Annotated in this window: 26 protein-coding genes; 15 read left to right on the top strand and 11 right to left on the bottom strand. The window is 67.4% G+C overall.

Annotation, left to right across the window (positions count from 1 at the left end):
- The first annotated feature begins 7 nt into the window (after positions 1–7).
- The 8 genes from gspG (at position 8) to gspD (ending at position 7,803) form a co-directional block, all read left to right on the top strand.
- Complete coding sequence (gspG, locus tag ASE28_RS22970) at positions 8–466, top strand: type II secretion system major pseudopilin GspG (protein ID WP_057268606.1); 459 nt, start codon at positions 8–10, stop codon at positions 464–466.
- Positions 467–493: 27 nt separating this feature from the next.
- Positions 494–1,060 carry a prepilin-type N-terminal cleavage/methylation domain-containing protein gene (locus tag ASE28_RS22965; RefSeq protein WP_082608206.1) on the top strand — a complete coding sequence of 189 codons (567 nt, stop codon included), beginning with the start codon at positions 494–496 and terminating at the stop codon, positions 1,058–1,060.
- Positions 1,061–1,064: 4 nt separating this feature from the next.
- On the top strand, positions 1,065–1,574 hold the full coding sequence (locus ASE28_RS22960; protein WP_057268604.1) for a prepilin-type N-terminal cleavage/methylation domain-containing protein: 510 nt from the start codon (positions 1,065–1,067) through the stop codon (positions 1,572–1,574).
- Positions 1,571–2,209: a type II secretion system protein J gene (locus ASE28_RS22955; protein ID WP_057268603.1), complete on the top strand. Its 639-nt coding sequence runs from the start codon at positions 1,571–1,573 to the stop codon at positions 2,207–2,209. The genes ASE28_RS22960 and ASE28_RS22955 overlap by 4 nt, the downstream gene beginning before the upstream one ends.
- Entirely contained in the window at positions 2,206–3,252 is a 1,047-nt protein-coding gene (locus tag ASE28_RS22950) for a hypothetical protein (protein ID WP_057268602.1), read from the top strand. The genes ASE28_RS22955 and ASE28_RS22950 overlap by 4 nt, the downstream gene beginning before the upstream one ends.
- Positions 3,253–3,331: 79 nt before the next feature.
- Positions 3,332–4,678 carry a hypothetical protein gene (locus tag ASE28_RS22945; RefSeq protein ID WP_057268601.1) on the top strand — a complete coding sequence of 449 codons (1,347 nt, stop codon included), beginning with the start codon at positions 3,332–3,334 and terminating at the stop codon, positions 4,676–4,678.
- Entirely contained in the window at positions 4,675–5,292 is a 618-nt protein-coding gene (locus tag ASE28_RS22940) for a hypothetical protein (protein WP_157422090.1), read from the top strand. The genes ASE28_RS22945 and ASE28_RS22940 overlap by 4 nt, the downstream gene beginning before the upstream one ends.
- Before the next feature lie 39 nt (positions 5,293–5,331).
- Positions 5,332–7,803, top strand: coding sequence for a type II secretion system secretin GspD (gene gspD, locus ASE28_RS22935; RefSeq protein ID WP_157422089.1), 2,472 nt, complete (start codon positions 5,332–5,334; stop codon positions 7,801–7,803).
- A 60-nt stretch (positions 7,804–7,863) separates the two neighbouring features.
- Here gspD and ASE28_RS22930 read toward each other — a convergent pair whose 3' ends face one another.
- From ASE28_RS22930 to ASE28_RS22905, 6 genes are all read right to left on the bottom strand, one after another.
- Positions 7,864–8,817: an AEC family transporter gene (locus ASE28_RS22930; protein WP_057268598.1), complete on the bottom strand. Its 954-nt coding sequence runs from the start codon at positions 8,815–8,817 to the stop codon at positions 7,864–7,866.
- 122 nt (positions 8,818–8,939) lie between these two features.
- A complete protein-coding gene (locus ASE28_RS22925) occupies positions 8,940–10,103 on the bottom strand; it encodes an ABC transporter substrate-binding protein (protein ID WP_057268597.1) in 1,164 nt (387 codons plus the stop codon).
- A gap of 204 nt (positions 10,104–10,307) precedes the next feature.
- Positions 10,308–10,667, bottom strand: coding sequence for a hypothetical protein (locus tag ASE28_RS22920; RefSeq protein WP_057268596.1), 360 nt, complete (start codon positions 10,665–10,667; stop codon positions 10,308–10,310).
- 97 nt (positions 10,668–10,764) lie between these two features.
- Positions 10,765–11,163 (bottom strand): roadblock/LC7 domain-containing protein, encoded by a 399-nt coding sequence (locus tag ASE28_RS22915; RefSeq protein ID WP_057204015.1) that lies wholly within the window; start codon positions 11,161–11,163, stop codon positions 10,765–10,767.
- Positions 11,160–11,729 (bottom strand): ATP/GTP-binding protein, encoded by a 570-nt coding sequence (locus ASE28_RS22910; protein WP_082604306.1) that lies wholly within the window; start codon positions 11,727–11,729, stop codon positions 11,160–11,162. Before ASE28_RS22910 ends, ASE28_RS22915 begins: the two co-directional genes overlap by 4 nt.
- A complete protein-coding gene (locus ASE28_RS22905) occupies positions 11,726–12,499 on the bottom strand; it encodes a hypothetical protein (protein ID WP_157412609.1) in 774 nt (257 codons plus the stop codon). Before ASE28_RS22905 ends, ASE28_RS22910 begins: the two co-directional genes overlap by 4 nt.
- A 260-nt stretch (positions 12,500–12,759) precedes the next feature.
- Between ASE28_RS22905 and ASE28_RS22900 the strand changes: the two genes are divergently transcribed.
- The 3 genes from ASE28_RS22900 (at position 12,760) to ASE28_RS22890 (ending at position 17,005) form a co-directional block, all read left to right on the top strand.
- Positions 12,760–14,832: an ATP-dependent helicase gene (locus tag ASE28_RS22900; RefSeq protein WP_057204012.1), complete on the top strand. Its 2,073-nt coding sequence runs from the start codon at positions 12,760–12,762 to the stop codon at positions 14,830–14,832.
- A 217-nt stretch (positions 14,833–15,049) separates the two neighbouring features.
- Entirely contained in the window at positions 15,050–16,222 is a 1,173-nt protein-coding gene (locus ASE28_RS22895) for a phospholipase A (RefSeq protein WP_057204011.1), read from the top strand.
- 396 nt (positions 16,223–16,618) lie between these two features.
- Positions 16,619–17,005 carry a hypothetical protein gene (locus ASE28_RS22890; protein ID WP_057204010.1) on the top strand — a complete coding sequence of 129 codons (387 nt, stop codon included), beginning with the start codon at positions 16,619–16,621 and terminating at the stop codon, positions 17,003–17,005.
- 68 nt (positions 17,006–17,073) lie between these two features.
- Here the strand turns inward: ASE28_RS22890 and ASE28_RS22885 are convergent, their stop codons facing one another.
- On the bottom strand, positions 17,074–17,562 hold the full coding sequence (locus ASE28_RS22885) for a universal stress protein (protein ID WP_057204009.1): 489 nt from the start codon (positions 17,560–17,562) through the stop codon (positions 17,074–17,076).
- Between the two features lie 99 nt (positions 17,563–17,661).
- Here ASE28_RS22885 and tgt point away from each other — a divergent pair, with 99 nt between their 5' ends.
- From tgt to ASE28_RS22865, 4 genes are all read left to right on the top strand, one after another.
- Positions 17,662–18,834, top strand: coding sequence for a tRNA guanosine(34) transglycosylase Tgt (gene tgt, locus ASE28_RS22880; RefSeq protein WP_057268692.1), 1,173 nt, complete (start codon positions 17,662–17,664; stop codon positions 18,832–18,834).
- 21 nt (positions 18,835–18,855) lie between these two features.
- Positions 18,856–19,374 (top strand): hypothetical protein, encoded by a 519-nt coding sequence (locus ASE28_RS22875; RefSeq protein ID WP_235516196.1) that lies wholly within the window; start codon positions 18,856–18,858, stop codon positions 19,372–19,374.
- A gap of 113 nt (positions 19,375–19,487) precedes the next feature.
- Entirely contained in the window at positions 19,488–20,639 is a 1,152-nt protein-coding gene (locus tag ASE28_RS22870; RefSeq protein WP_057268595.1) for a GGDEF domain-containing protein, read from the top strand.
- A 135-nt stretch (positions 20,640–20,774) separates the two neighbouring features.
- Positions 20,775–22,235, top strand: coding sequence for a GGDEF domain-containing protein (locus ASE28_RS22865; protein WP_082608204.1), 1,461 nt, complete (start codon positions 20,775–20,777; stop codon positions 22,233–22,235).
- Positions 22,236–22,241: 6 nt separating this feature from the next.
- Here the strand turns inward: ASE28_RS22865 and ASE28_RS22860 are convergent, their stop codons facing one another.
- The 4 genes from ASE28_RS22860 to ASE28_RS22845 form a co-directional block, all read right to left on the bottom strand.
- Positions 22,242–23,351 carry a zinc ribbon domain-containing protein gene (locus tag ASE28_RS22860; RefSeq protein WP_057268593.1) on the bottom strand — a complete coding sequence of 370 codons (1,110 nt, stop codon included), beginning with the start codon at positions 23,349–23,351 and terminating at the stop codon, positions 22,242–22,244.
- A gap of 68 nt (positions 23,352–23,419) precedes the next feature.
- Entirely contained in the window at positions 23,420–24,208 is a 789-nt protein-coding gene (locus ASE28_RS22855) for a DUF2145 domain-containing protein (protein ID WP_369818266.1), read from the bottom strand.
- A 119-nt stretch (positions 24,209–24,327) separates the two neighbouring features.
- Positions 24,328–24,792 (bottom strand): hypothetical protein, encoded by a 465-nt coding sequence (locus ASE28_RS22850; protein ID WP_369818262.1) that lies wholly within the window; start codon positions 24,790–24,792, stop codon positions 24,328–24,330.
- A 78-nt stretch (positions 24,793–24,870) separates the two neighbouring features.
- Positions 24,871–25,353, bottom strand: coding sequence for a YiaA/YiaB family inner membrane protein (locus ASE28_RS22845; protein WP_057268592.1), 483 nt, complete (start codon positions 25,351–25,353; stop codon positions 24,871–24,873).
- Between the last annotated feature and the right edge of the window lie 212 nt (positions 25,354–25,565).

Genomic DNA, 25,565 nt, shown 5'->3' with positions numbered 1-25,565 from the left:
TTTTTCAATGCATATCCCCTTCCAGATCCCTTCCCGCAAGCCCTCGCTGCGCCGCGCCGGCGGCTTCACGCTGATCGAGTTGCTGATCGTCATGGTCATCCTGGGCCTGTTGGCCTCGCTGGTCGGCCCACGCCTGTTCGGCCAGCTCGACGCCTCCAAGGTCAAGGCCGCGCGCACCCAGATCGAAATGCTGGGCGCCGCCATGGACACCTACCGCCTGGACATGTCGCGCTACCCGAACACCGAGCAGGGCATCGCCGCCCTGTCGGACAAGCCGGCCGACGCGGCCGAGGCCGCCCGCTGGCGCGGCCCTTACCTCAAGAAGAAGGTGGACAAGGACCCCTGGGGCAACAGCTACGTCTACCGTTCGCCTGGCGAAAAGAGCGACTACGAGATCTCGTCCCTGGGCGCCGACGGCAAGGAAGGCGGCACGGGCGACGACGCCGACATCCGCAGCTGGGAATAAGCCATCCCGGAGCCAGTGCGGTTGCGCATGAAGAAAATAGTGCCCCCGCGCTCCGCCGCTGCGCGGGTCGCTGCCCCCCGAGGGGGTGGCTTTTCGCCTTGGGGCGGCCCGGCGGCGAAAGCATCCGCCGGTTTCACGCTGCTAGAACTGCTGCTGGTGCTGGTGCTCGTGGGCATCGGCACGGGCCTGGCCATGGTCTCGGTGGACCAGTTGGCCGGCCGCGCCGAGGAGCGCCGTTGGCTCGACCGCACGCAGCAGGAGCTCAAGCGCCTGCGCAACCGGGCCGTGCTCAGCGGCGCATCGGTCGAGGCCACGCTGTACTTCGACTCGGGGCGCATCGCCACAGCAGCCGGCAATGTGCTGGAGCTGCCCGGCAGCTACCGCTTCGTCGCCAGCCCCGACACCCGCCCGCGCACGGCTGCCACGGCCACCCGTGCCGAAGACGAAACATTGCAACTCCTGTTCTACCCCGATGGCACCGCACAGGAGGCGGCCTTCCTCGTGCGCACCCCCTCGGGCGTGCAGCAGCAGTTCCGCATGGCCCGCATCAGCGGGCGCATTGAAAGAAAAGATGCCGCGCCGACCGAGCAGTAAGCCCTTGTCGGCCTGGCCACGCCCCCTGCAGCAGCAGCACGGCTTCACGCTGCTGGAGGTGCTGGTGGCCATGGTGCTGATCGGCTTTGGCCTGGCGATCGCGTTCACCGCGATCTCGGGCACGGCGCGCCTGGACGACAAGATCAACGGCCACACGGCCGCCATGGCACTGGCCCAGGCCAAGCTTGACGAAGCGCTGGCCAACCCCACCTTCAGCGTCGCCGACGACGCCGTGGACCAGGGCTATGCGGGCACCGATTTCGGCTACCGCATCCACCTGCGCCCATTCGAGGCGCTCACGCGCGCCCAGCAGGAGCGGATTCCCGCGTTCCGGCAAAAGCTCGAAGAGGTGGAGGTCGAGGTCTTCTGGGGCCCCAAGGGCAACCAGCAGGTCTACCGGCTGAACAGCTACCGCCTGGCACCGCCCCCGCCGGGCGAGCGCGCGGCAGGCGGCGCGGCCCCCACGTCGTCGACCCCGCAGAACCCGCAAAACCCCGTGCGGCCCACGCCATGAGGAGCCAGCGCAGCCATCCCCTTGCAGGCACCCAGACCGGCTTTACGCTGCTGGAGCTGATGGTGGCGCTCGCCATCTCGGCCGTGGTGGCGGTGATCGGGGCCTCGGCCATGTCCACCGCGCTCGACTTCTATGGCCGCAACAACGACCGCGCCCGCTCGCGCGAAGAAGTGCGCGGCGCCGAGCGCATCCTGCGCCATGAATGGACCACCCGTGGCTTCGCCGTCAAGGGCAGCGCCACCACGCTGGAGTTCGACACCCTGCACCCGGTGATGGGCACGCCCGGGGCGGCTCCGGCCATCGCGCGCGTGGAATACGCCTGCGAAACCGCCGAAGGCGGCGGCACCATGGTGCTGGTGCACCGGGTCAAGACGCTGGCGGTGGCCACCAACAACAACAGGCAACCGGCCCCGACGCTGCTGGACACCAGCGTGCTGGCCTCGGGCCTGCGCATGTGTGCCTTCTCGTACCTGACCCGCATGCCCAACCGCGAAGGCAAGCCCATCCCGACCTGGCTGGCCAAGTGGGAGCAACTGCGCCAGCCACCGGACCTGCTGCGCCTGGGGCTGTCGGGCGTGCGCAACGACATGCCGGCCCTGGTGTACAGCGCACGCGGCGAGGCGACTGCGCCATGACCGCCCGCACCCTGCAACACACCAGGCAGCTGCAGCGGCGTGCCCGCGCGGGACGAGGCGCGGCCGAGCGCGGCTACATCCTGCTGTTTGCGCTGGGCCTGATGGCCGTGGTGACCACAGTGGTGCTGGGCGTCTCGGTCTCGCTGCGACTGGACGCCCAGTTGCTCGCCCGCGAAAAAGAAGCGCTGCAGGAAGGCTATGTGCTGCAGTCGGCCGCCGCCTACACCGCCCTGCAGCTGGGCGTTGCCTCGGCCGTGGCGGGCGCCAACCCGCCCTTGCCCGAAGAAGTGCGCCGCAACTGGCCGCTGTGGCGCCTGCCCGAACCGGGTGCGCCGCCCGCAGCCGCACCGGGCACGGCGCCCTCATCCCGCGGCACGGCGGCAGCGGCCGCTGCCGGCACCACCCCCACCGCCCGCTACGAAGCCACGCTGGGCCGCCAGCCGTTCACGGTCGAGCTGCAGGATGCCAGCGGCCTGCCCGACGCCAACGACCTGACCGCCCAGGAGTGGGAGCGGCTGTTCGCGCTGCTGGGCACGGCCCCGGAGCGTGCACGCGAGCTGGCGCTGCTGACCATGGAGTTCAAGAACCGGGTGATGGATGCGCGAGGAACGACCGGATTTTCAAGCATGCGAGAATTGACGGATTGGAACGAGATACCGCGCTCCCTGGTGCGGGGCGGCACGACCCAGGTTCCCGTGGGTTTGCAGGACCTGCTGGTGGTGGGCACCAAGAACCGCAAGGTGCGGCTGGACACCACGCCCGTCGTGCTGCTGCAGACCCTGGGCAATCTCACGGACGACCACCTGCAGCGGCTGGCCACCATGCGCCGCTCGGGCACCTCCATCACGGCAGCGCTGGCCCAGCAGTGGACCGCCGGCACGGGCCTGATCGCGGCTGACATGGCGGGCCCGCCCACGGCCGCCAAGGCGCGGTTGCGCCTTGGGGGGCCCCGGCCCACGGGTGCGACCCTTGTGGCGACCCTGGTCCTGCAGGGTGGAAAGTACAGCGTGGTGGACTCCGTTGTCGATGTAAGCGCCCGCTGACCATTGCCGGCCCCGGGACCGACCGAACACCCGAAGGCAGCCCGAAAAGAACACCTCGATCAGATTGAAACCTCAACCGATGCGCAATTTTTCCCCCTCAGCCGGCTGGCGCCACCAGCTCGTGCTCTCCCTCTCACCGCACAGCCTGTGCATCCTGCATTTCTACCGCGGGCTGCTGGGCTGGAAGCGTGCGCATGAGCTCTCGGTGCCCCTGCCCGAGGGAGACGGGTTTTCGTCGCAATTGCAGCAGCAGCTGGCCGACTGCGTGACGCGCTGGAAGATCCCGCCAGCCACGCGCGCGCACTGGGTGCTGGCCGGTGACATCCTGGGCATCGTGCCGCCCAGCACGCAGGGCGCAGGCGCGCCGCCCTCGCTGCCCTTCCCGGCCAGCGACACGCGCACCCAGGTGGACGCCTTCGGCGGCGCCGAGGGCACCTCGCTGATGTGGATGCACAAGGACTGGGTGACCGAGATTGAGCGCATCAGCAGCGCCTGCCGCCTCGACCTGGTGGAGCTGTACGCCCGCGCCCAGCTGTTCCAGCGCATGGTGGCCAAACAACCCGCCTCGCTGCGCGCCGTGGTCGAGGCCGATGCCTCGGACCAGTACCTGCATGTGTACGGCGCCAACGGCACCATGCTGCGCACCCGCGTGCTCGACGCGGGCGACACCAACGAACACCTGGCCCAGACCCTGCAGGTGGAACTGGCCGCCCTGGGCACGCCGGCCGACAGCGCACCCGGCCGCCCGGTGCAACTGACCACGCCCAAGGGCTACGCCGCCGAGCCGCAGACCTGGGCCGACTATCAGCACCACGTACTGCCCGCGGCCTCCCACAGCGACCTGCTCGAAAAACTCTGGCGCTCGGACCAGGGCGGCATCATCGTGCGCCACACGCACAACGACATGGTGCAGGCGCTCAAGGTGCTCAGCGTGGGGCTGGGCGCCGCCGGCCTGGCGGGCCTGGCGCTCATGGTTTGGCACGACGGGCGCCTGGTGCGCCAGATCGAAGAGGGCCGCGACCGCGTGCGCAAGGACCTGCCCAAGGTCGAGGCAGCCAAGCTGCTCAAGGCCCGCACGCTGCGCATGGCCGATGCGGTGCAGGCCGTCAACACGGCGCGCGAATCCCCCTCCGCATTGGGCCCGTTCTCGCAATTGGTTGCGTATTTCCCGCCGCCTCCGGCCACTTTGCAGTACTTCAGCTCCGACAATGGCGTGGTCGCGCTGGCGGGCCAGGGCAATGAAGCGAGCGTGAAATGGCTGCAGGAGCGGCCGCTCGCAGGCTTTGGCGCCTGGACCGACTTCCCCGTGCCCGAATACCTGGCCGCCAGCACCCCGCAGATCCACCTGCAGTCGCGCAAGGAAGCGCCCAAACCCATTGTTCCCGCACCGGCACAGCCACCCGCATCGGGGGCCTCCCAACCATGATGAAGCGCGATCTCAAGCGGGTGCATGCCGCCCACGGCATCAAGTACTTTGCCTTTCCCGTCGTTGTGCTGCTGCTGATTGCCGCACTCGTGGACCAGCGCCTCACCGGCTACCTGGAGCACCGCGAGCAGGCCAGCGACCTGCAGACCCTGTTGGAAAGCAACCAGAACACCCTGGACTTGGACAAGAAGGTGCAGGCCAACGCCGAACAGGTGGGCGGCAGCTACACGCCCGTGCAGGCGCAGCTGTTCGTGGCCAATGACATCACCGACTCCGTCAACGCCATGCAGCAGCAGGTGACCAAGCTGCTGCAGGGGCTGTACTTCGACAACATCGACCTTTCGGACTTTTCGGATGCACCCAAGGGCAGCATCTCGCGCATGTCCCTCACGGCGCGCTTCAACGGCGTGCCCCAGCAGTTGCCGCGCCTGCAGATCGCCCTGGCGCAGTCGCCCACCCTGCTGGTCATGGACAAGGTCGAGATCAAGGTGGTGGACGACACCCAGCGTGGCGGCCAGCAACTGCACATCGTGGCCCGGTTTTCCGGCCTGCACATGAAGCCGCTGCCCGAGGCCGCCGCCCCTGCTGCGCCTGCCGCCGCTGCCCGAAAATAAATCGAAACCCAGCCGAACTGCTGAATTTCAGAGACTGCAATGAAAAAATCCATTCCTCCCATGCTGCGCAAACTGACCGCTGTGAGCATGCTCCTGCCCACACTGGCGGCCACGCAACTGGCGATGGCCCAGCAGGCACCGATCAACCCCTTCACCGGCCAGCCCATGCCTGCAGTGCCCAGCGGCAGCGGCACCCCCGTGCCCGGCGGCTTCAGCCTGCCCGGCATCACCATGCAGCCCCCGCAGACGGGCGGCGCCGTGGCACCGGCCGCAACGCCAGCAACGGCCCCTGCCGCCACGCCCGGTGCGGCAGCGCCCGCCATGCCGGCCCCCATGGCCATGCCCGCCTCTGGAGTCGCCGCAGCGCCTGCGGGCGGCAACCCCGGCGCGGTGCTGTCCAACACGCCCAACCCGGGCGTGACGCTCAAGTTCGACAACGCCGACATCTACGAGGTGATCCAGGTCGTGCTTGGCGAAGTGCTCAAGCTCGACTATGTGATCGACCCCACCGTGCAGGGCCGCGTCACGCTCAAGAGCACCGGCGCCATCAGCATGGCCGACATCTACAGCACGCTGGAGACGGCGCTCGCGGCAAGCAACATCTCCATCGTGCGCCAGGGCAAGATCTACAAGGTGCTGCGCGACACCAATGCCGTGCGCGACAGCGGCATCGGCCAGGGCGTGGGCCCGGCCTCGTCGGTGATGCAGATCATTCCGCTGCAGTTCGTGCAGGCCAACCAGCTGGCCAACACCCTGCGCGGTTTCGTCGGCGCGCAGGCGGCCATCACCAACGACCCGTCCAACCGCTACCTCATCGTGGTCGACCGTGCGGCCAACGTCGAGAAGATCGTGGAGATGGTCAAGACCCTGGACTCCGACTACGTGAGCCAGGTGCAGATCAAGCTGTTTCCGCTGGCGCACAGCGAAGCGGCCGACGTGGCCAAGGAGCTTGACGCCATCTTCAAGACCTCGGGCATCTTCAACAAGGCCGGCACCGACGCCAATAAGACCTACTTCCTGCCCGTGGCGCGCATGAATGCGGTGATGGTGGCTGCTGCGAATCCGGCCCTGCTGCAGACGGCAGAGCAGTGGATCAAGACGCTGGACGCCGAGCCGCGCAATGGGCTGGGTTCGTTCGTGCATGTGTATCCGGTGGCCAATGGCAATGCGGCGAATCTGGCGAGCTTGGTGACGCAGATTTTTGGCGGGTCTGCTCCTACGCAGAACAATGCGAATACCGGCGCTTCGGGGTTGCCATCAGCATCAGGAACGGCCTTCGGTTCGGCTACGGGTGCAACCGGTAGCAGCACCGGCCTGGCAGGTGCAGCCGCCGGTGGCACCAACAACCAGAACAACAGCTCCGCAGCGCGAACCATCGAACGGGGCAACACGCCTTCGCAAGGCACAACGGGCACCGCCCCTGGCTTGGGTGGCTCGGTGCAGGTGATTGCCGACACCGAAACCAACACCCTAATCGTTCGCGCATCGCCACAGGACTACCAGCAAGTGCGGAAAGTGCTGGAACGACTGGATGCATCGCCGCGTCAGGTCTTGGTACAAGTGATGGTTGCCGAAGTCACCTTGACTGATGCATTGCAATACGGCGTGGAGTGGTGGATAAAATCTGCTTTGAGCACCGGAGGCAAAAGCTGGCCGGGCTTCTTTGGACTTGACGGCTCCCCTACTCCTTCAGCGGCAGGTGCGGTTTCCATTGCTGGCGCAACGCCGACAGTTACCGGTACCGGCTCTGGCCTGAATTACGCTGTTTTTGGCAGCGCTGGTCAAGTGATTGGTCTGCTCAACGTGCTCGCAAAAGACACCAACGTGAACGTGATGTCCACGCCACACGTGTTGGCGAGCGATGGAAAGATCGCCAAGATCGAGGTGGGCCGTGAAGTTCCAATCGTCACCCAAACTGTATCCACGCCTAGCAGCAGCTTGCTCGGCACTTCGAATTCCACCTCCAACTCCGTGCAATACCGCCCCACCGGCATCCTGTTGGAAGTCAAACCAAGCATTACATCCACAGGACGCATCACACTCAGCATCTCGCAAGAAGTGAGCAATCTGGGTGACCCGGTCAGGGCGGGCGGGGTCGACTATCCGAGCTTCCAGAAGCGCAAAGTCACGACGGATGCGACGATTGAAGATGGCAAAACCATCATGCTTGCCGGCCTGATTGAGCAGAGGCTTGAGAACACTGGCAACGGAATTCCTGTGCTCAAGGACATTCCAATGGTTGGTGGGTTATTCGGAAATACGAGCAAGAGCAAGAACAAGACTGAACTGCTGATCACGATTACCCCCTATATCATCAACAATCGTGAAGAGGCAGATCGTTTGGCGGGCAGCTTTCAGGAGAGCCTGCAAAAGCTCCGCGTGATGCTGCAGGACAAAGACAATGCGGGGATGGCTCCCAACCTAGGCCGCGACGCACCCGTACGCAGCCAGCAAAAACCTGCTGCCCTGCCAGCACCGCAGATCCAGAACAGCGAAGCCTTCGTCAACTGATCCCGCTGGTACCAAAAGCAAAACAGCCCACTTCGGTGGGCTGTTTTGCTTTGCAGGCCCTCAGGTCAACAAGGCCACCGCCCCTGAAAAGCTCAAAAACGCCAGCGCCGTAGACACCAGAATGATCCGCGCCACGCGCCCGTTGTTGGCGCCAAAGCGCTCGGCAAGCAGCGACACGTTGCTGGCGCTGGGCAGGGCCGCCACCAGCACCAGCACGGTAAGTGCAAACGGCGTGAGCGGCACGCCCATGGCCATGGCTACCGTGCCCGCGCCCCAGACCAGCACCGGGTGCACCAGCAGCTTGGCCAATGCCACCGGCACGTACTCGCGGGCAGGAACCTGTTCATGCTGGTTCATCTGCGAGCGGGCCAGCACCGCGCCGATGGTGAACAGTGCCACGGGCGAAGCCGCATCGGCCAGCATGGCCACAGTGCGGTCCACCGGGCCGGGGAGCTTGAAGCTGAGCGCCGAGGCGAGCGCACCGAGGGCGATGGACCAGGGCATGGGATTCGCCACCATGCCCTTGAAGGCATTGCGCAGCGCCACGCCCACGCCATGCGTGCCCGCGCCGTCCAGGCGCGAGAGGGCAATGCACAGCGAGCTGGTGACCAGCATGTCCACCGCAATGGTCACGATGGCGGGCCCCGCGGCCTGCGCACCCAGCAGCGCCACGAGCAGCGGCACGCCCATGAAGCCGGTGTTGGGGAACGCAGCCACCAGCGCGCCGAAGGCCGCGTCGTTCCAGCCGATGCGCCCGCGGCGCGTGAACGCCACCGTTCCCACCACCATGACCAGCGCGCACAGCACATAGACACCGGCCACGGCCGGATCGAGCAGTTGCGCAATGGGCGTGCTGGCGCCAAAACGGTACAGCATGCAGGGCAGCGCGAAGAACAGCACGAAGGCGTTGAGCCCCGGAATGGCCGGCTGCGGCAGCACGCCCCGCCGTGCGGCCAGGTAGCCACACAGCACCAGGGCAAAGAAGGGGAAGGTGATGAGAAGGACGGAGAGCACGGGGGATATTGTCGGTGCGGCCAAGCACCACGAGGCGGCATGGTTTGCGTGCGGTCAGCGCAAAGTCAGGGGTGTGCCATCGCCGGTAGTGCGGGCCACCTGAGTAACCCGATGCCCGTCCGCTACTGCTTGCGCTGGATGATGAGGTTGCGCTTGGCATCCTCGGGATAGGCAAACGTGATGGCGCCGTTCTTCACCGCGCCGATCACCAGCATGTTGCGCGTGATGGCGTCCTTGTCGGCGGTGCTGAACGGTTTGTCGTAGGTGGCGACCACGCCGTAGTAGGTCTTCATCTTGCCCTCCAGCGATTCCTTGAGCGCCGGGCCGTTGAGGTTGCCGTCGCGGATGCCCAGGAAGGAGTACATGAGCAAATAGGTGGCATCGTAGGCATTGGCTGCCGCCATGGGCACGGCCAGCTTGCGCTGGAACTTGCGCGTGTAGCTCGACAGGAAGGAGGCGCGGCGCTCGTTGCTGGGCTCGGCGATGAAGGTCTGCACCATGAGGGCGCCCTCGGCCGCATCCCGCGCGCCATCAAGGAAGTACGGGAACGACAGGGTCCATGGCCCCACCTGCGGCGCCTTCCAGCCCAGGGTCTTCTTGCCGTTGGCGATGACGGCGTTCTCCTGCCCCACGGTGTAGCTGAAGACCACGTTGGCACCTGCCGTGCGCGCGGCGGCCAGCTCGGCGGTGAGGTCCTTCACCCCCAGGTCGAAGCGCGCCACATGCACGGGTTTCAGGTTCTTGGCGGCCAGCGCGGCCACCACGTCGTTGTAGCCGCCTTCGCCATAGCCGGTCTTGTCGGCGAAGATGGCCACCTTGTCCCAGCCGCGCTTGACGATGTCTTCCACCATGAAGGGGGCCTGCAGCGCATCACGCCCCTGCACGCGAAAGATGTAGCTGTCGGCCGGCGGGTACTTGGCGGTGACCGCGGTGCCCGACGCGCAGGGCACGATGAGCGGCGATTTGGCGTCCTGGAACAGGTCGATGGCCTTCATCGCCACGCCGGTGTTGCAAAAGCCGATGGTGGCGACCACCTTCTCGGCCAGCAGGTCCTGCGAGACCTTGCGCCCCTGGTCGGGGTTGGCCGCATCGTCCTTGACCACCAGCTCCAGCGGCCGGCCCAGGTAGCCGCCGCCGGCATTGATCTCGTCCACCGCCATGCGGATGCCGTTGAGCATGGGCACGCCGAAGTCGGCCGATGCCCCGGTGAACGGCCCCACCACGCCAATGCGCACCGGGGCCGTGTTGCCGATCTGCGCGCGGGCAGGCAGCGCAGCCAGAGCCATCGCCACACAGGCACCCAGAATGAAAAACGCCCCACTCCACCCTGCATGTTGCGGCGCAGTGGCTATGGGGCGCGATGGCGCGAGGCTCTTGGTCGGCATGGCACGGCCTTTCGGGCTTGTCTCGTTGGTCCGTGCAGTATCAAAGTGCCAACAGACCTGGGACAGCGGGGTTTCCCGCAGGAAGGCGCGTGCCAGCGCGTGCCGTCAGAATTCGATCAGCTTCTCGACGTCCTGCACCTTGCGACGGGCCAGGGCCAGGTTGGCGCGCGCCTTGTCGAGCACCATGTAGATGAAGATGCCTTCCTTGGTGGCCAGGGGGCGGATGATGTGGTACTGCTTGCCCAGCGTGATCAGGATGTCGTCGATGGTGTCCTGCAGGCCCAGCGCCTGCATGGTCTTGTTCTTGGCGCGCACGACTTCGGTGTTGCCGGCGGCGGCCAGTTCCATGTCCACCCCCGTGCCGATGCTGCCCAGCAGCATGCCGCTGCCGCTGTCCACGATGGCGGCGCACAGCGCACCTTCCACGGCCTGCAGCTGGTTCAGGGATTCATTGAGAGTCGCCATTTTTTCGTTTCCTTGTCGTTCGTTCACACTGGCTGGAAAGGGGAGTGGGCGCAGGCTGCCAATGAAAGCCCGCGCCCAAAAATCGATCGCAGGCGCGTCAGGCCCGGGACATCTCCTGCACCACCTCACCCGCGGCCCACAGGGCGCGGCCGAGCAGGGCATCGCTGCCCAGCACCAGGCACAGGATGCAGGGCACCGGCGCATCGATGGACTGGAAGACCACGGTGCTGCCCTCGGCCTCGAAGGTCAGGCGCTTGCACTGGGGGCTCTGGATCTCGCGGCCCACCGCACGGGCCATGGCCATGAGCGAGCTGGCCATGGCCGACAGGCGGTTGGCCTGCAGGTCGCTGCGGTTGCGCAGGCAGGCGATCTCAAAGCCATCGGGTGTGGCCAGCAAGGCCAGCTGCAGGCCGCTGATGGGCGCGGCATGGGTGTCAAGAGCGCGCTGGGCCGTCTGGGCCAGTGCTTCGGAAATCAGGGGGGAACTGCTTTTCATGGGGACTCGCTGCGCAGGGACAACATCGACACCAGCACACCGAGCGCCTGCAGCACGTCGGCACGCTTTCTCACATCCACCTGCAGCACCGGCACCACGCCATGGCCGGCGGCCTGCAATCCATCGGCAAAGGCCTGCATGGTGGCGGCAGATGCCGGGCGGGTGCTGAGCACCAGGGCCAGCGGCGGATGCTCAGCGGCAGCAGCCTCGGCCAGCAGGGCACCTGCGGCCTCCATGGCATCGGGCGCATTGGCATCGACCATGACGAACACGCCCACCGAGGCGGACACGACCCACTGGCGCAGGAAGTCGAAGCGGTCCTGCCCGGGGCAGCCGCAGACCTGCACGAACTCGCCATCGCCCAGGTCGATCTGGCCGAACTCGGCGCCCACGGTGGTGAACTCCTTGGCATGGGCCTGGCGGTCCAGGTTGGGCACGTCGGAGGCGACCATGTCGTCGCCGCACAGCGCACGGATGGCCGTGGTCTTGCCCACGCCCATGGGGCCCATGAAGGCGATGCGCGGCATGGGGGCAGCGCTGGAATAGGTCTTTACCGAAGCATTCATGGGCGGTTGGCTCCTGTCAGCCAGTGGGACAGGCGGCGCACGAAGCCCTGGGACACGGCGCCTCCCGCGCGGGACGGCGAGGCCGCAGCGGGCACCGCCTGGGTGGGGGCAATCACCTGCAGCACCTTGCGGTGCGCAAGCTCCCGCAGCAGCACGGCCACCATGGCGGGCTCCAGGCCGCTGTGCGCCTGCAGCTGATGCGCCGTCACGGGCTGGCGGGCCAGCAGGGCCAGGGCGCTGACGTAGCCTGCACTGTCGAACGGCGCGCCCAGGAACACCCAGGAGCCCAGGCGGTAACGGCTGCCCTGCGCGGCGGCCATGGCGGCCGAACCCACGGCGGCAGGCGCTGCCGGCTGGATGGTGCTGTGGGCAAAGGATCGCGCTGGCTGTGCTGCAGGGGCAGGCGTGGGTGCCGGGGGTGCGGCCTGCACCGCCACGGCGATGGGGGCGGCATTCTGCCGCGCCTTCCAGTCGAGCAGAAAGACCGCCGCGCGGTCGAGGATGTCAATGAGGTCGGCCACCGTGTAGTCCTGCGGCAGGCGCCCCACCCAGGTCTGCGCAAAGCGGGCGCCCGGCTGTTCGTGGCCCACCCAGATCACGCACGGGGGCATCGGCTGCAGCCGCATCAGGTTGGACGATACGTCGAGCATGGCCACCTGCGCCTGGGCCAGGGGCGACTCGCGCCACGCGAACACCGATTTGCGGGCGGCCACGCCAAACAACTCTGAAAACCGCGTGCGCAGCGCGGGCGCCAGCAAGCTGGTTGCCAAATCCCCCCTCAGATTGGTCTTCACGCAAATACCCCGCAGTGCAGAAAGCAACTGATCAGTTTAAGTGAGCCCTCCATTCGCGACCAGTACAAAACCGTATCAGTCAGGTTTTGTGACAGTAGTTGACCTTTCTGTGGCCAATTGTTCACAACGGGGTGCGAGAGGTGCCCAAGGTATGATCCCCCATCCCCTTGCTGAAAGCACGCCGCGCGCCCCTCCGGCGCTGTGCGCGTCACCCCCTCCCTGCCCGCTGCTTTCCCATGTCTTTCGGTCTCAACCTTGCCCAGCTCCAGGCTGTCCACTACACCGAGGGGCCCTGCCTCGTGCTGGCGGGTGCAGGGTCGGGCAAGACGCGGGTGATCACCCAGAAGATCGCGCACATGATCGAGCGCGGGCTCGATCCCAAGCGCATCGCCGCCATCACCTTCACGAACAAGGCCGCCTCCGAAATGCGCGAGCGCGCCAAGGGCCTCATCGGCCGGCGTGCCAAGGACGTGCTGATCTGCACCTTCCACGCCCTGGGGGTGCGCATGGTGCGCGAGGACGGCTCGGTGCTGGGCCTCAAGCCCCAGTTCAGCATCATGGATGCCGACGACGTGACCGGCATCCTCAAGGAAGCCGCCGGCGGCACGGTCGACATGGCCACCGCGCGCCAGTGGCAGTGGGTCATCAGCGCCTGGAAGAACAAGGGCCTCACTTCGGAGGAGGCGCTGGCGCAGGCGGCAGACGACAACGAGCGCAGCATCGCCGTGCTGATGGCGCGCTACGAGGAGCGCCTTGCGGCCTACCAGAGCGTGGACTTCGACGACCTGATCGGCATGCCGCTGCGCCTGCTGCGCGACTTCCCCGAGGTGCGCGCCAAGTGGCAGGCGCTGCTGGGCCACGTGCTGGTCGACGAGTACCAGGACACCAATTCCACGCAGTACGAGCTGCTCAAGCTGCTGGTGGGCGAACGCGCCCGCTTTACGGCGGTGGGGGACGATGACCAGTCCATCTACGGCTGGCGCGGCGCTACCCTGGACAACCTGCGCAAGCTGCCCATTGATTTCCCGACCCTGCAGGTCATCAAGCTGGAGCAGAACTACCGCTCCACCAGCGCCATCCTGCGCGCGGCGAACAACGTGATCGGGCCCAACCCCAAGCTGTTTCCCAAGACGCTGTTCAGCGAACTGGGCGAGGGCGAGCCCGTGCGCGTGATCGATGCCGACAGCGAGGAGCACGAGGCCGAGCGCGCCGTGGCGCGCATCATGAGCCTGCGCGCGGCCGCCAACCCGCCGCCGGACTGGAAGCAGTTCGCCATCCTGTACCGCGCCAACCACCAGGCCAAGCCCTTCGAGAAGGCGCTGCGCCGGCAGAACATTCCCTACAAGGTGTCGGGCGGCACGAGTTTCTTCGACCGCGCGGAGATCAAGGACCTGTGCGCCTGGTTCCGCCTGTGGATCAACAACGACGACGACCCGGCCTTCCTGCGCTCCATCACCAGCCCCAAACGCGGCATCGGGCACACCACGCTGGGCTCCCTGGGGGAGTTCTCCACCCAGCACAAGCAGAGCATGTTCGCCGCGCTGTTCAACGGCATGCTGCCGGCGGCCGTGCCCAAGCGCGCGCTTGATGGCCTGCACGAGTTCGGCCGCTACATCAACGACCTGGAACACCGCGCCCGGCACACGCACGGCGCCGAGGCCTCGCGTGCCTTCCTGGCCGACTGGCTCAAGGAAATCGGCTACGAGCAGCACCTGTACGACGGCGAGGACAGCGAGACCGTGGCCGCCGCGCGCTGGACCAACGTGCTCGAGTTCTGCGACTGGATGGCCCAGCGCGCCGGCGGCCAGATCGACGACACCTCGGGCACGCCCGTGGCGGCCGAGAGCAAGAGCCTGCTGGAGGTGTCGCAGACCATCGCCCTGTTGTCCACCATCTCGGAGCGCGAGAAGGAGCAGGACATGGTGGTGCTCTCGACCCTGCACGCCTCCAAGGGACTGGAGTGGCCGCACGTGATCCTGGTGGGCGTCACCGAGGGCATGCTGCCCTTCAAGCTCGATGACGACGAGGGCCGCCAGAAGGTGGTTGCCGAAGACACGCAGCAGCGCCTGCAGGAAGAGCGCCGCCTGATGTACGTGGGCATCACCCGTGCCCAGCGCACGCTGGCCGTGAGCTGGACCAAGCGGCGCAAGAAGGGCCGCGAGATGGTGCAGGCCCGCCCCAGCCGCTTCATCGCCGAGATGGGCCTGGACCGCACCACCACGCGCGAGGACCCACGCGAGAAGCTCAGGGCCCTGCGCGCCGAATTCGCGGCGAAGGCCAAGGCCAGCAGCGACGCCGCATCACCATGAAATGACGCGCCCGCGCAACAGCAGCCTGCAGGTCGCGGTCGCCGCCGACAGTCGGCGGCCGCCTGATTCTGGAAGAATGGGCACCGACACGCAACCCAGCGATCTGGCCGGACAAGAACGTCCATGGCCATCGCGGCAATGAAATACCAGGCACATGCAACACGCTCACAGCACCCCTCTCCCGTCCCTTCGCCCCGCCCGAGCGCGCGCCACGGGCATGGCTGCGGCCCACCGCACGGCAGCCCTGGCCCTGGCGGTGCTGGCGCCGGCCGGCGCGGCTTTGGCGCAAGGGGCGCCCGCGCCCTCCATGGCCCCCGGCAGCACCAGCACGGGCGACCAGGCCGCCTGGCGCCGCTGCGCCGCGCTGCCCGACGACAACCAGGCGCGTCTGGCCTGCTTTGACCAATGGGCCGGCCAGCAGGCCTGGCAGTCGCCAGCCGCCACGGCCGAGGCGGCCAACGCCGTGCCGACTCCGGTGGACACCACGCTGCCCGCCACGCGCATCATCGAGGTGGCGCGCACCGAAGGCTGCCGCGACCCGCAGTACAGCGATCTCTCGCGCTTCTGGGAGCTGGAGTCGGGCAGCGACTGCGGCACCTTCAGCTTCCGTGGCTACCGCCCGATCACGGTATCGGTGGCGGCAGGCAGCAACGTGAACCGCATGCCCACGTCGACCGCAGAGGGCAGCTCGGCCACCGAATCCACCCCCTACCGCCGTACCGAGAACCGCATCCAGCTGTCGGTGCGCACCAAGGTGGCGCAGGGCCTGCTCACGCAGGGCCACCCCACGCTCAAGGATTCGATCTGGTTCGGCTACACGCAGCAGTCGTATTGGCAGCTGTTCACGCCCGAGCTGTCGCGCCCCTTCCGCACGACCGATCACGAACCGGAAATGATGTACGTCTACCCCACCGACGCCAAACTGCCCTTCGGCTGGCGCTGGCGCTACAGCGGCATCGGCCTGGTGCACCAGTCCAACGGCCAGAGCAAGCCGCTGTCGCGCAGCTGGAACCGCGCCTACCTGATGACGGGGCTGGAGCTGGGCAACGACATCAACGTGCGCGCCCGCCTGTGGAAGCGCCTTTCTGAAAGCGCGAGCAGCGACGACAACCCCGGCATCAGCGACTACATGGGCCGTTTGGAACTGGCCGCCTTCTGGAACTACGACAAGGACAACACCCTGGGCGCCACGATGCGCCACTCGCTGGCCAACAGCGACCGAGGCTCGCTGCGGGTGGAATGGCTGCAGACCCTGGGCTCGGGCTTCCTGGGCAGCAAGAGCAACCTGCGCCTGCACACCCAGCTGTTCAGCGGCTATGGCGACAGCATGATCGACTACAACCGCAAGCGCACGGTGTTTAGCGTGGGCCTGAGCCTGGTAGATTTCTAAGCTCCCTCTGAGGCGCGGACGCGCGCTGGTGCGTCCGCCAGAGGCGGCCGCTCTTCGGGCACGTCCAAGTCTGCGCGGGCAGGCTGGGAGCCGCGGCCCTCAGCCCCCAGTGCGGCGGGCCGGCCCGTGCACGGGGGCAGGCCTTGGCCGCGCGCTTTTGACCATCGGCAGGCGATCTCAATCGCCGGTGAAAGTGGCTCGCCTCAGCCCCTCACAAACCGTTACTCAATTGCGGTCAAGTTTCATTTGCACATGCCGACGGGCCGCGCACAATGGCACGCGCACCGACTGGCATGGCTGCATGCGGACACGCTCCGATAAGAGCGGTTTTCCGGCCCCATTCCCTGCGATTGCCCTGTGGTGCGCCCTCGACAATGACCCCAGAGAGGAATCACCATGGACATGCAATACCAGCTCAAGGCCGGCAGCTACTACCTGTACGACATGCGCGATGAGCCCAGCGCCGTGACGGGTGAACGCAGGTTCAAGCTCAAGACCGATACGGTGGCCATCGCCTTCGATGCGCACACGGGCGAGGTGCACCAGCATGGCAGCCCCACGCGCATCCAGTCCTGGGCCAACAACACGCGCCGCCGCCTGCGCGCGGCCGGGGCGCAGGACATGGCCAATGACATCGTGGTGGTGTCGGGCCCGCTGCCCGTGGATGAGCTCAACAAATGCTTGTGGGTCAACGGCTATGTACGGCGCATGTTCTCGCGCCTGGCCAGCCTGCCCCACGGCAAGCTGCAGCGCACGGCTGAACCATTCCGCAAGGCGGCCTGACGGTCCCCTGCTGCATTCTCTCTGCCACAAGGGCCGCTCACGCGGCCCTTGGCACATGGGGATGTGCTTCAGGTCATGGCATCGGCCGTGCCGTCCTCCTGCTCAGGCTCCCCCTGCAGCGCCACGTCGGCATGCTTGACGATGGTCACGGGCACGGGGCTCGCGTGGGCCACCTCCTGCGACACCGAACCGAGCAGTGCGCTGCTGATGGCACCCTGCCCGCGCGCACCGATGACCACCAGGTCACAGCCGCTGCGCTCGATCATGTCCACCAGGGTGTGTGCCACGTCGCCCACGCCGATGTCGGTTTCGTAGGCAACGCCAGCGGCATCGAGCAGGGCACGGGCTGGGGCCATCAGGTGCTCGCCCGCTTCCAGGCTGGCGGCGGCAATCAGGTCCGCGTCGCGCGCCGTGACCATCTCATACAGGGTGGCGGGCTCCTGCACGTTGGCCAGCACGATGCTGGCCGACAGCCCCTGGCGCACGAGGCCCAGGGCATGGTGCACGCCGTCCAGGGAGAGGTCCGAGCCGTCCACGGCAATCAGGATCTTGAACATGGGGTTCTCCTTCCGTTGGTATGGGGTTCAGTGTACCGACACAGGGGCCTGACGGCATCCATGGCCTCATGCACCGCACGGTCTGGGACAATGCGGCCCATGCTGAAGTTTGACCTCCTCACCACCGACCCCGCCAGCCACGCGCGCCGGGGCACGCTCACGCTCAACCACGGCGTGGTGCAAACACCGATCTTCATGCCCGTGGGCACCTATGGCACCGTCAAGGGCGTGATGCCGCAGAGCCTGCACGACATGGGCGCGCAGATCATCCTCGGGAACACCTTCCACCTGTGGATGCGCCCGGGGCTCGACGTGATGGAGAGCTTTGGCGGCCTGCACGGCTTCGAGCAGTGGAACAAGCCCATCCTTACCGATTCGGGCGGTTTCCAGGTCTGGAGCCTGGGCGCCATGCGCAAGATCACCGAGGAGGGCGTGACCTTCGCGAGCCCCGTGAACGGCGACAAGCTGTTCATGTCGCCCGAGGTGAGCATGCAGATCCAGACCACGCTCAACAGCGACATCGTGATGCAGCTCGACGAGTGCACGCCCTACGAGACCAAGGGCCACTTGACCACCGAGCGCGAAGCGCGCCAGTCGATGGAGATGAGCCTGCGCTGGGCCAAGCGCAGCCAGGACGAGTTCCACCGGCTGAACAACCCCAACGCCCTGTTCGGCATCGTGCAGGGTGGCATGTACGAGAACCTGCGTGCCGAGTCGCTCTCGCGCCTGGTGGAGATGGACTTCCCCGGCTACGCCGTGGGCGGCGTGTCGGTGGGCGAGCCCAAGGACGAGATGCTGCGCATCATGGCGCACACGCCCCACCTGCTGCCGGCGCACAAGCCGCGCTACCTGATGGGCGTGGGCACGCCCGAGGACCTGGTGGAGGGCGTGGCCCAGGGCGTGGACATGTTCGACTGCGTGATGCCCACGCGCAATGCGCGCAACGGCACCATGTTCACGCGCTACGGCGACCTCAAGATCCGCAACGCCCGCCACAAGAGCGACCACCAGCCACTCGATACCAGCTGCACCTGCCACGCCTGCGCGGGCAAGAGCGGTGTCTCGTGGGAGGCCGGCGGCCGCGAGGGCTTCAGCCGCGCCTACCAGCACCACCTGGACCGCTGCGGCGAGATGCTGGGCCCCATGCTCACCAGCATCCACAACCTGCACTACTACCTGAACCTGATGCGCGAGGTGCGCGAGGCGCTGGACGCGGGCACCTTCGCCCAGTTTCGCGCCCAGTTCAAGGCCGACCGGGCGCGCGGCGTCTGACCTGACCCTGTCACGTCCACCGTGCCACCCATCCTGCGCAAGCTGTTGCTGTGGCCGTTGCGCCTGATCGCGGGCCTGGCCGGCTGGCTGTTGGCGCTGGTCATTGTCTTCGAGGAATGGGGCTGGGAGCCGCTGCAGCGCGTGCTGGCGCGCATCGGCCGCTGGCCCGGTCTGCGCTGGATCGAGGGGGCCGTGCGCAGCCTGCCGCCCTGGGGCGCAGTGCTGGTGTTCGCCCTGCCCTCGCTGATGCTGCTGCCCATCAAGCTGCTGGCGCTGTGGACCATCGGCCAGGGGCATGTGCTGCTGGGCATGCTCATCATCGTGGCGGCCAAGCTGGTGGGCACGGCCGTGCTGGCGCGCCTGTTCACACTCACCCAGCCAGCCCTGCTGCAACTGCGCTGGTTTGCCTGGCTGTATGGCCACTGGACGCGCATCAAGGCCGTGCTGCTGGCCCGTGTACGTGCTTCCTGGCCCTGGCGCGTGGGCCGCGTGCTCAAGCGCCAATGGCGCCAGCGGTGGCAAGCATGGCGCGCCAGGTAGCCCGCAGCCACGTTCGGCCCGCCGGGAACCTACCCGCGCTGAAAGCGCAGCGGCCAGAGCAGCGTCACGGTGCCCCTCGATAATCGGCGCGACACATCTGCGCACACGACTCCATGGACTTCCAGCTCGACCTGGCCACCGTTCTCCTTCTCTACAACACCTCTCTCATCGCCGGTGCCCTGAGCATCTTTCACATTCGCCGCCACTCGTGCCGACCGCAGGGCCTGGCGCCTCTGGCTACGGCCTATCTGATGCTGGCGGTGGGGGCGATCCTGGCCTGGCGCGGCGAGAGCGCAGCCCTGCCAATGTGGATGTGGACCCATGGCAGCCTGCTGCTGGGCACCGGCGGATACGCCCTATTCTGGGCGGGGGTGCGCGGCTTCAGCGGCCGCAGGCGGGTGCCCTGGCGGGCCGTGGTGCTGCTGCCACTGGCATGCCTGGTGGTGGGCATCGCCACGGGCTTTCCCCTGCAGAACCTGCTGCGCGCAGGCGCCTTCCACGCCACGGCCACACTGGTGCTGGCCGTCTGCACGTTCGAGATACTGCGCGACCGCCGCAGCGAGCCCCTGCCTTCACGCATGCTGATGGCCGCCTTTCTGGGGCTGAGCGGCAGCATCTATGCCTTGCGGCTCGCCTACATCCTCAGCGGCACGGCCGGCTCCACCGGCTTTGCCTGGGCGTTCTACGTTCAGATGTTCTGCCACTTCGGCATGGCACTCATGGTGGCCGCACTGTCCAATGAACGCGCCGAGATCCGGCTGGAGCAGGCGGCCCACACCGACCCGCTGACCGGAACCGGCAACCGGCGCTGGCTGGAATCGCGGCTGCCCGCCCGGCTGCCGCCCCAGAGCGCCGTCGCCCAGCTGGACCTCGACCACTTCAAGCAGATCAATGACCGCTTCGGCCATGCCGTGGGTGACCGGGTGCTTGTGGAGTTTGCCCGGTGCCTGCAAGGGCAGTTGCGCAGCTCGGACCTGCTGGCGCGCATGGGAGGCGAGGAGTTCGTGGTCTACCTGCCGGCGGTGACGCAGGCGGAGGCCCAGGCGATTGCCGAGCGGCTGTGCGCCCAAGTCGCCCTGCTGCGCATCGAGGCACAGGGATCGCCGATTTCCGTCACGGTGAGCATAGGCCTGGCCTGGGTGCATGACACCGGCACCGCCGCGGACACATGGTTCAAAAGAGCTGACGATGCCCTGTACCAGGCCAAGCAATCGGGGCGCAACCAAGTGGTTCTGGCGGCAGGCACTGCCGCGCAAGGGGCCTGAGCGCCTGGAAATGCCCCGCCCGGACACAATCTTCCACAGTTGTCGGCAGTGTTTGCTGCCAAGCCCCCTGGGGCGCTGAGAGATTTCGCGGCTACAGTGGGTCCGAATCACCTTGGGCGCCCTGAACTTCAACGCATGCCGTCTTTGCTTCGTCCCCCTTCACCCGGCACCGCCGCTGGCCCGCTGACGGGCTGGGGCCTGTGCGCAGGCATCGGCCTGCTGGTCTTTGCCGCGTCGCTGTTGGGCATCGTGACCCGGCCGCTGGGGTTCATGGCTGCCTTCTGGCCCGCCAATGCCCTGCTGCTGGGTTTGCTGGTGCGCTACCCACGCCTGGCGGCATCGGGCACCTGGGCTGCGGCCGCCCTGGGCTATGTGGCCGCGGACCTGGTGACCGGCACCGCCCCCCTGGCAACGCTGTGGCTGGCCAGCGCCAATCTTTGCGGCGTGGTCATGGGCTGGTGGCTGTTCGGCCAGGTGCCGGTGGCCACACGCTTCCTCAAGCGGCAAATGTCGGCGGTGCTGATGTTCGGCATCTGCGTGGCCAGCAGTGCGGCGGCGGCGCTGGCGGGTTCGGGCACGGGCCCATTGCTGTTCAACACCACCTGGCTGACGGCACTGGGCATGTGGTTCTGCACGGAGCTGATCAACAGTGTGTTGATCCTCCCGGTGATCCTCAGTCTGCCGACCCCGCAGGAGGCGCGGCGCACGCTCAAGAAGCGCCGCTGGTCCCGGCGCCGCTGGAAGTACGCGGCGCCCCTGCTCGCGTTGGCGGCCAGCGAGGCGGCGGCGATCGCCATTGGCGGGCCCGGGGCGCTGGCGTTTCCGGTGCCGGCGCTGCTCTGGTGCGCCCTCACTTACGGCGTGTTTGCCACCAGCGTGCTGTCCATGCTGACCTGCTTTGGCCTGGCGATCGCGGCCGGCGCGGGCATGCTGGAGCTGGCGTTCGCGCCCAACCAGGCCTGGGCAGTGTTCTCGCTGCGCGTGGGGATCTCCTTGCTGGGGCTGGGCCCGCTTTCAGTGGCCACGGCCAAGGCGGCGAGCGTCGAGGCCATGCGCCGCCTGCACCGCGTGGCCAGCCACGACTTTTTGACCGACGCCCTGGCGCGCCGCGCCTTCATGGCCCAGGGCAGCAAGCTGCTGGCCCGCCTGGCGCGCGAGCGCAGCAGCGTGGCCGTGCTGATGCTGGACCTGGACCACTTCAAGCGCGTGAACGACACCTATGGCCATGCGCAGGGCGACAAGGTACTGCATGGCTTTGCCGCCACGGTCAGCGAGGCGCTGCGGCCCGGTGACCTGTTCGGCCGGCTGGGTGGCGAGGAGTTCGCCGTGGTGCTGCCGCGCATCCGCCAGGCCGATGCCATGGCGGTGGCCCGGCGCCTGTGCAAGCAGGTACGCAACCATCCGTTCGCCGTGCCGGGGCAGCGCGACCCGCTGCACGCCACGGTCAGTATCGGCCTGGTCGTGTGCACCGGGGTGTCTCTGCAGGACTCGCTGGGCGCGCTGATGTCCGATGCCGATGCCGCGCTCTACGAGGCCAAGGCAGCCGGCCGTGACCGCGTGCAGCTGCATGAGCCCCGGCAGACGCCGGGGCGCTGAAGGGGATCAGGACACTTCGCCGGGCCCTGCAGGTACGGCAGGCGTGGACGCGATCACGGGCAGGATCTGCGGTGCCGGAGCGCCGCTCGCACCGGTTCCACAGGCGTGGCAAAAGCGGGCGAATGCGCTCTTGCGGGTGGTGCATACGCCGCAGTGGTCGAACAGGCCGATGCCGCAGTGCGGGCAGAAGTCTATCTTCTCGTTCTTGAGGTCCACCGGCCGCTCGCAGCCGGGGCACACGCTCTTGGCCAGGCGCGCCAGGGCCACGTCGTAGCTCAGCTCCTTGCGGCGCTCCTGGTCGGGCAGGGCCTCGGCGAGCTTTTGCCGCTCAAGGTAGCGGTTGAGGGCCACGATGGCATAGCGCCCCACCAGCACCGTGATGCCGATGCCCACCACGTAGCGCACATAGCCACCGTAGCTGGGCAGGTAGGGCACCAGCTCCACAAAGAAGGCGAACAGCGCGAAGAAGATGAAGCCCCAGACGAAGGGCCAGTAGGTGCCCTTGCGCTTCTTGACGAACAGCCAGCCCGCAATGGCCAGCAGCGGCAGCGTGAGCGCCAGCCGGTACAGGAAGACGCGCAGCTCGAGCTTGCGCTGCTCGACGGACATGCGTGCATAGCCCTCGGACTCCATCTCGCTCTGGCGCTGCTGCGCGGCAGTGGCGCCCTGGTGCGCATCGAGCGAGGCCTGCTGCTGCGCCTCGACCGCCTGCTGGGTCTTGCGCTCTGCGAGCTTGAGCACGTCGAGCCGCTGCGTGCGCGCGATCACCTCGGGGTCCTGGTCGGCGCGCTGCGTGGCGCTGCGCGTGGCCAGCCAGTTGTTGAAGGTCTCGCGCTCGGCCGCGCTTTCGCTGCGCGCCTTGCTGCGCTGCAGCTGGGCCTGCTGCAGCGCGGTCTCGGCGTCTTCCTCGGCCTTCTGCGCCGTGCGCACCTCGTTGCGCACCGCGTCGAAGGCGGCCTTGTCGACGAAGTCCTCGACCTGCAGGCGCTTTTCGACCTGGGGAAGGTCACCGACGAGGGTGCCGCCCAGCCCGATCAGGAAGCCCGCGAAGACGAAGGCCACCAGCCACAGGCCACGGCGGAACCATTTTTCGGACAGGCGCAGCGATTTGCTCATGGGCACATCTCCCTCGTGTTGGTGGCAGTCAAAGGCATCTGGCGTGCAGACGCATTGTCACGAAAACTTCAGTTCTTGAGCACCAGGGTGGCCGGCGCCGAGCCCAGCTGCGCACGCTGCAGCCACGCCAGCATCGAATCGACGGTCACGGTCTCGATGCGGTCCGAGTAGCGCTTGTCGTTGGGATGGTCGTCGAACGCGATGTTCGCCGAGCCCACGCGCCCGCCCATGCGGGTCAGCGGCCCGATCTTGAGCGTGGTGGGCTCGTAGCCCTTGAACTTGAGCCAGGCCTGCGCCTGCTCGCGCGAGTTCACCGAGGTCGGCTCCATGGCGGCGGCCAGTGTCTCCAGCGCCCACTGGTTGGACTGCTGGTACTTGGTGCCCCAGGCGTAGCTGACCATGCTGTAGGCAGGCTGGTTCATGACCTTGGTGCGGCCCTTGTCCTGCAGCAGCACGAACAGGCGCTGCTGCACCTCGGGGCTGGGCACGGCCCACACGGCTTCGTAGCGCCACAGGTCATCGAGGAAGAACTCGCCCAGGCCCTGGCGGTAGACATGGCCCACGGCGGTGCCGCATTCGTTGAGCTTGTGCGCCACGCGCCAGGGGCCCTCGGGCGTCTTGTAGGCCCAGCCCAGGTGGGAGTAGCGTATGCCGTACTTGCTCAAATCCTGGCCGGCACGGCCCAGCATCACGACCTGGGCGCCCGTGGCGTCCAGCGCCTGGGAGGTGCGCTCGGCCAGCTGCATGCCGCGCTCCACACTCTTGGCCGGTGGCGGCTTCTGGGCCTCGCACGAGCGGCCTGCATGGGCCTGGGTGGCCGTGAACACGGCGGCACCGGCAATGAGCGCTGCGCCCATGGCCCAGCGCATGGACGCGCGGCGCACGGCGCTGCTGCGGCGCGAAGCAGGCTGCAGCGGCAACTGGATGGGCATCTGGATGGCGCGATGGACGGTGGTTGGCATGGTGGCGGACCTCATCACAGGCGCTCGTTGTACAGCAGCGCGCGGCCGATGGCATTGGGCACGAAGGCCAGCGCCTCGCCGGCCACCGACAGCACCACACCCGAGCCGATCACGGTGCAGACCACGACCGTGCCGACGGCATGGGCCGAGGCGCCCACGCCTTTGCCCACCACTTCGACGCTGACGCGGGCGCCGTCCGAGGCGCGCTCCAGCACGTACACCGTGCCGACGGCGGAGACCTCCACGGCGCGCACCGCCAGCACGGCACCGCCGACTGACAGGGCCGCAGGCAAGGCCACGATGGCACCGGCAGCCGCCGAGCCGACCGAGGCCGTGCCCACGATGGAGGCCACGGGCAGCAGCGACAGAGCGGCCGAGGCCTCGCTCTGTGCACGGACCGGCAGGCTGGCCATGGCCGTGAGGAAGCTGGCGGCAAGCAGCATGCGGGCCAGGGTGCGTTGCAGGGTCTTGTTCATCATGATGGATCACTCCTTCGGGTTGGGTGGGCCCGGCGCACACAGGCGACGGGCCATGGATTCAAAAACCGGCGGCGCGGCTCAGCCGTTGTTGCCGGGCGCAACCTGGGCAGCTTCGCGGCGGCCTTGCAGGCGGGCATCGAGCAGGTCGGCCTCGTGGCGGTCGCGCAGCATCTTGGCCAGCGTGAAGGCGGTGGTGATCAGGTACAGCCAGCTCACACCAAGGAAGGCCTTGTAGGTCTGGTTCACGTCCATGCTGAACAGGCCCCAGCCCGTCAGGCCCATGGCAACCGCAAAGCCGCCCCACACCACCAGCTTCCACATCGGGGTGTCGCCAGCGCCGCGGCGGCCAGCGCTTTCGTTGTCCCGCACGAACTTGGCCAGCACGAAGGCGGCCGAGAGGCAGAACACATAGCCCATCACCATGAACGCGCGCTCCAGCTGTTCTCCGGGCAGCCAGGCCAGGCCGACTGCGCACAGGAACACGGCAATGCCGAACGAGATCCAGACCTGGAGTTGCCAGGCACGGGTGTCACGCTGAACGACGAAAGGAGATGCTGACATATAGGCGGGTGGCCCTGGGGCCTTGGTTGAACACGGAACGAATAGTGGCAAAGCCCCATCCGGCTGTCCGCATTGAACCACCACAGTGGCATTGCGCAGGCTGCCGGGTATCGTTTTCCGGTACTTGGTCACACTTTGACACCCTTATCCGATCCGAAAGTTGCGTGCTGGAGCGTGCGCGGCAGAAGGCATCGAAGCGAAACGCCCGAAAG

The sequence above is a fragment of the Acidovorax sp. Root219 genome (assembly GCF_001428665.1).
Lineage (GTDB): Bacteria > Pseudomonadota > Gammaproteobacteria > Burkholderiales > Burkholderiaceae_C > Acidovorax.
The sequence above is the reverse complement of the archived record's forward strand: the minus strand, read 5'-3'. Positions and strand labels throughout refer to the sequence as shown.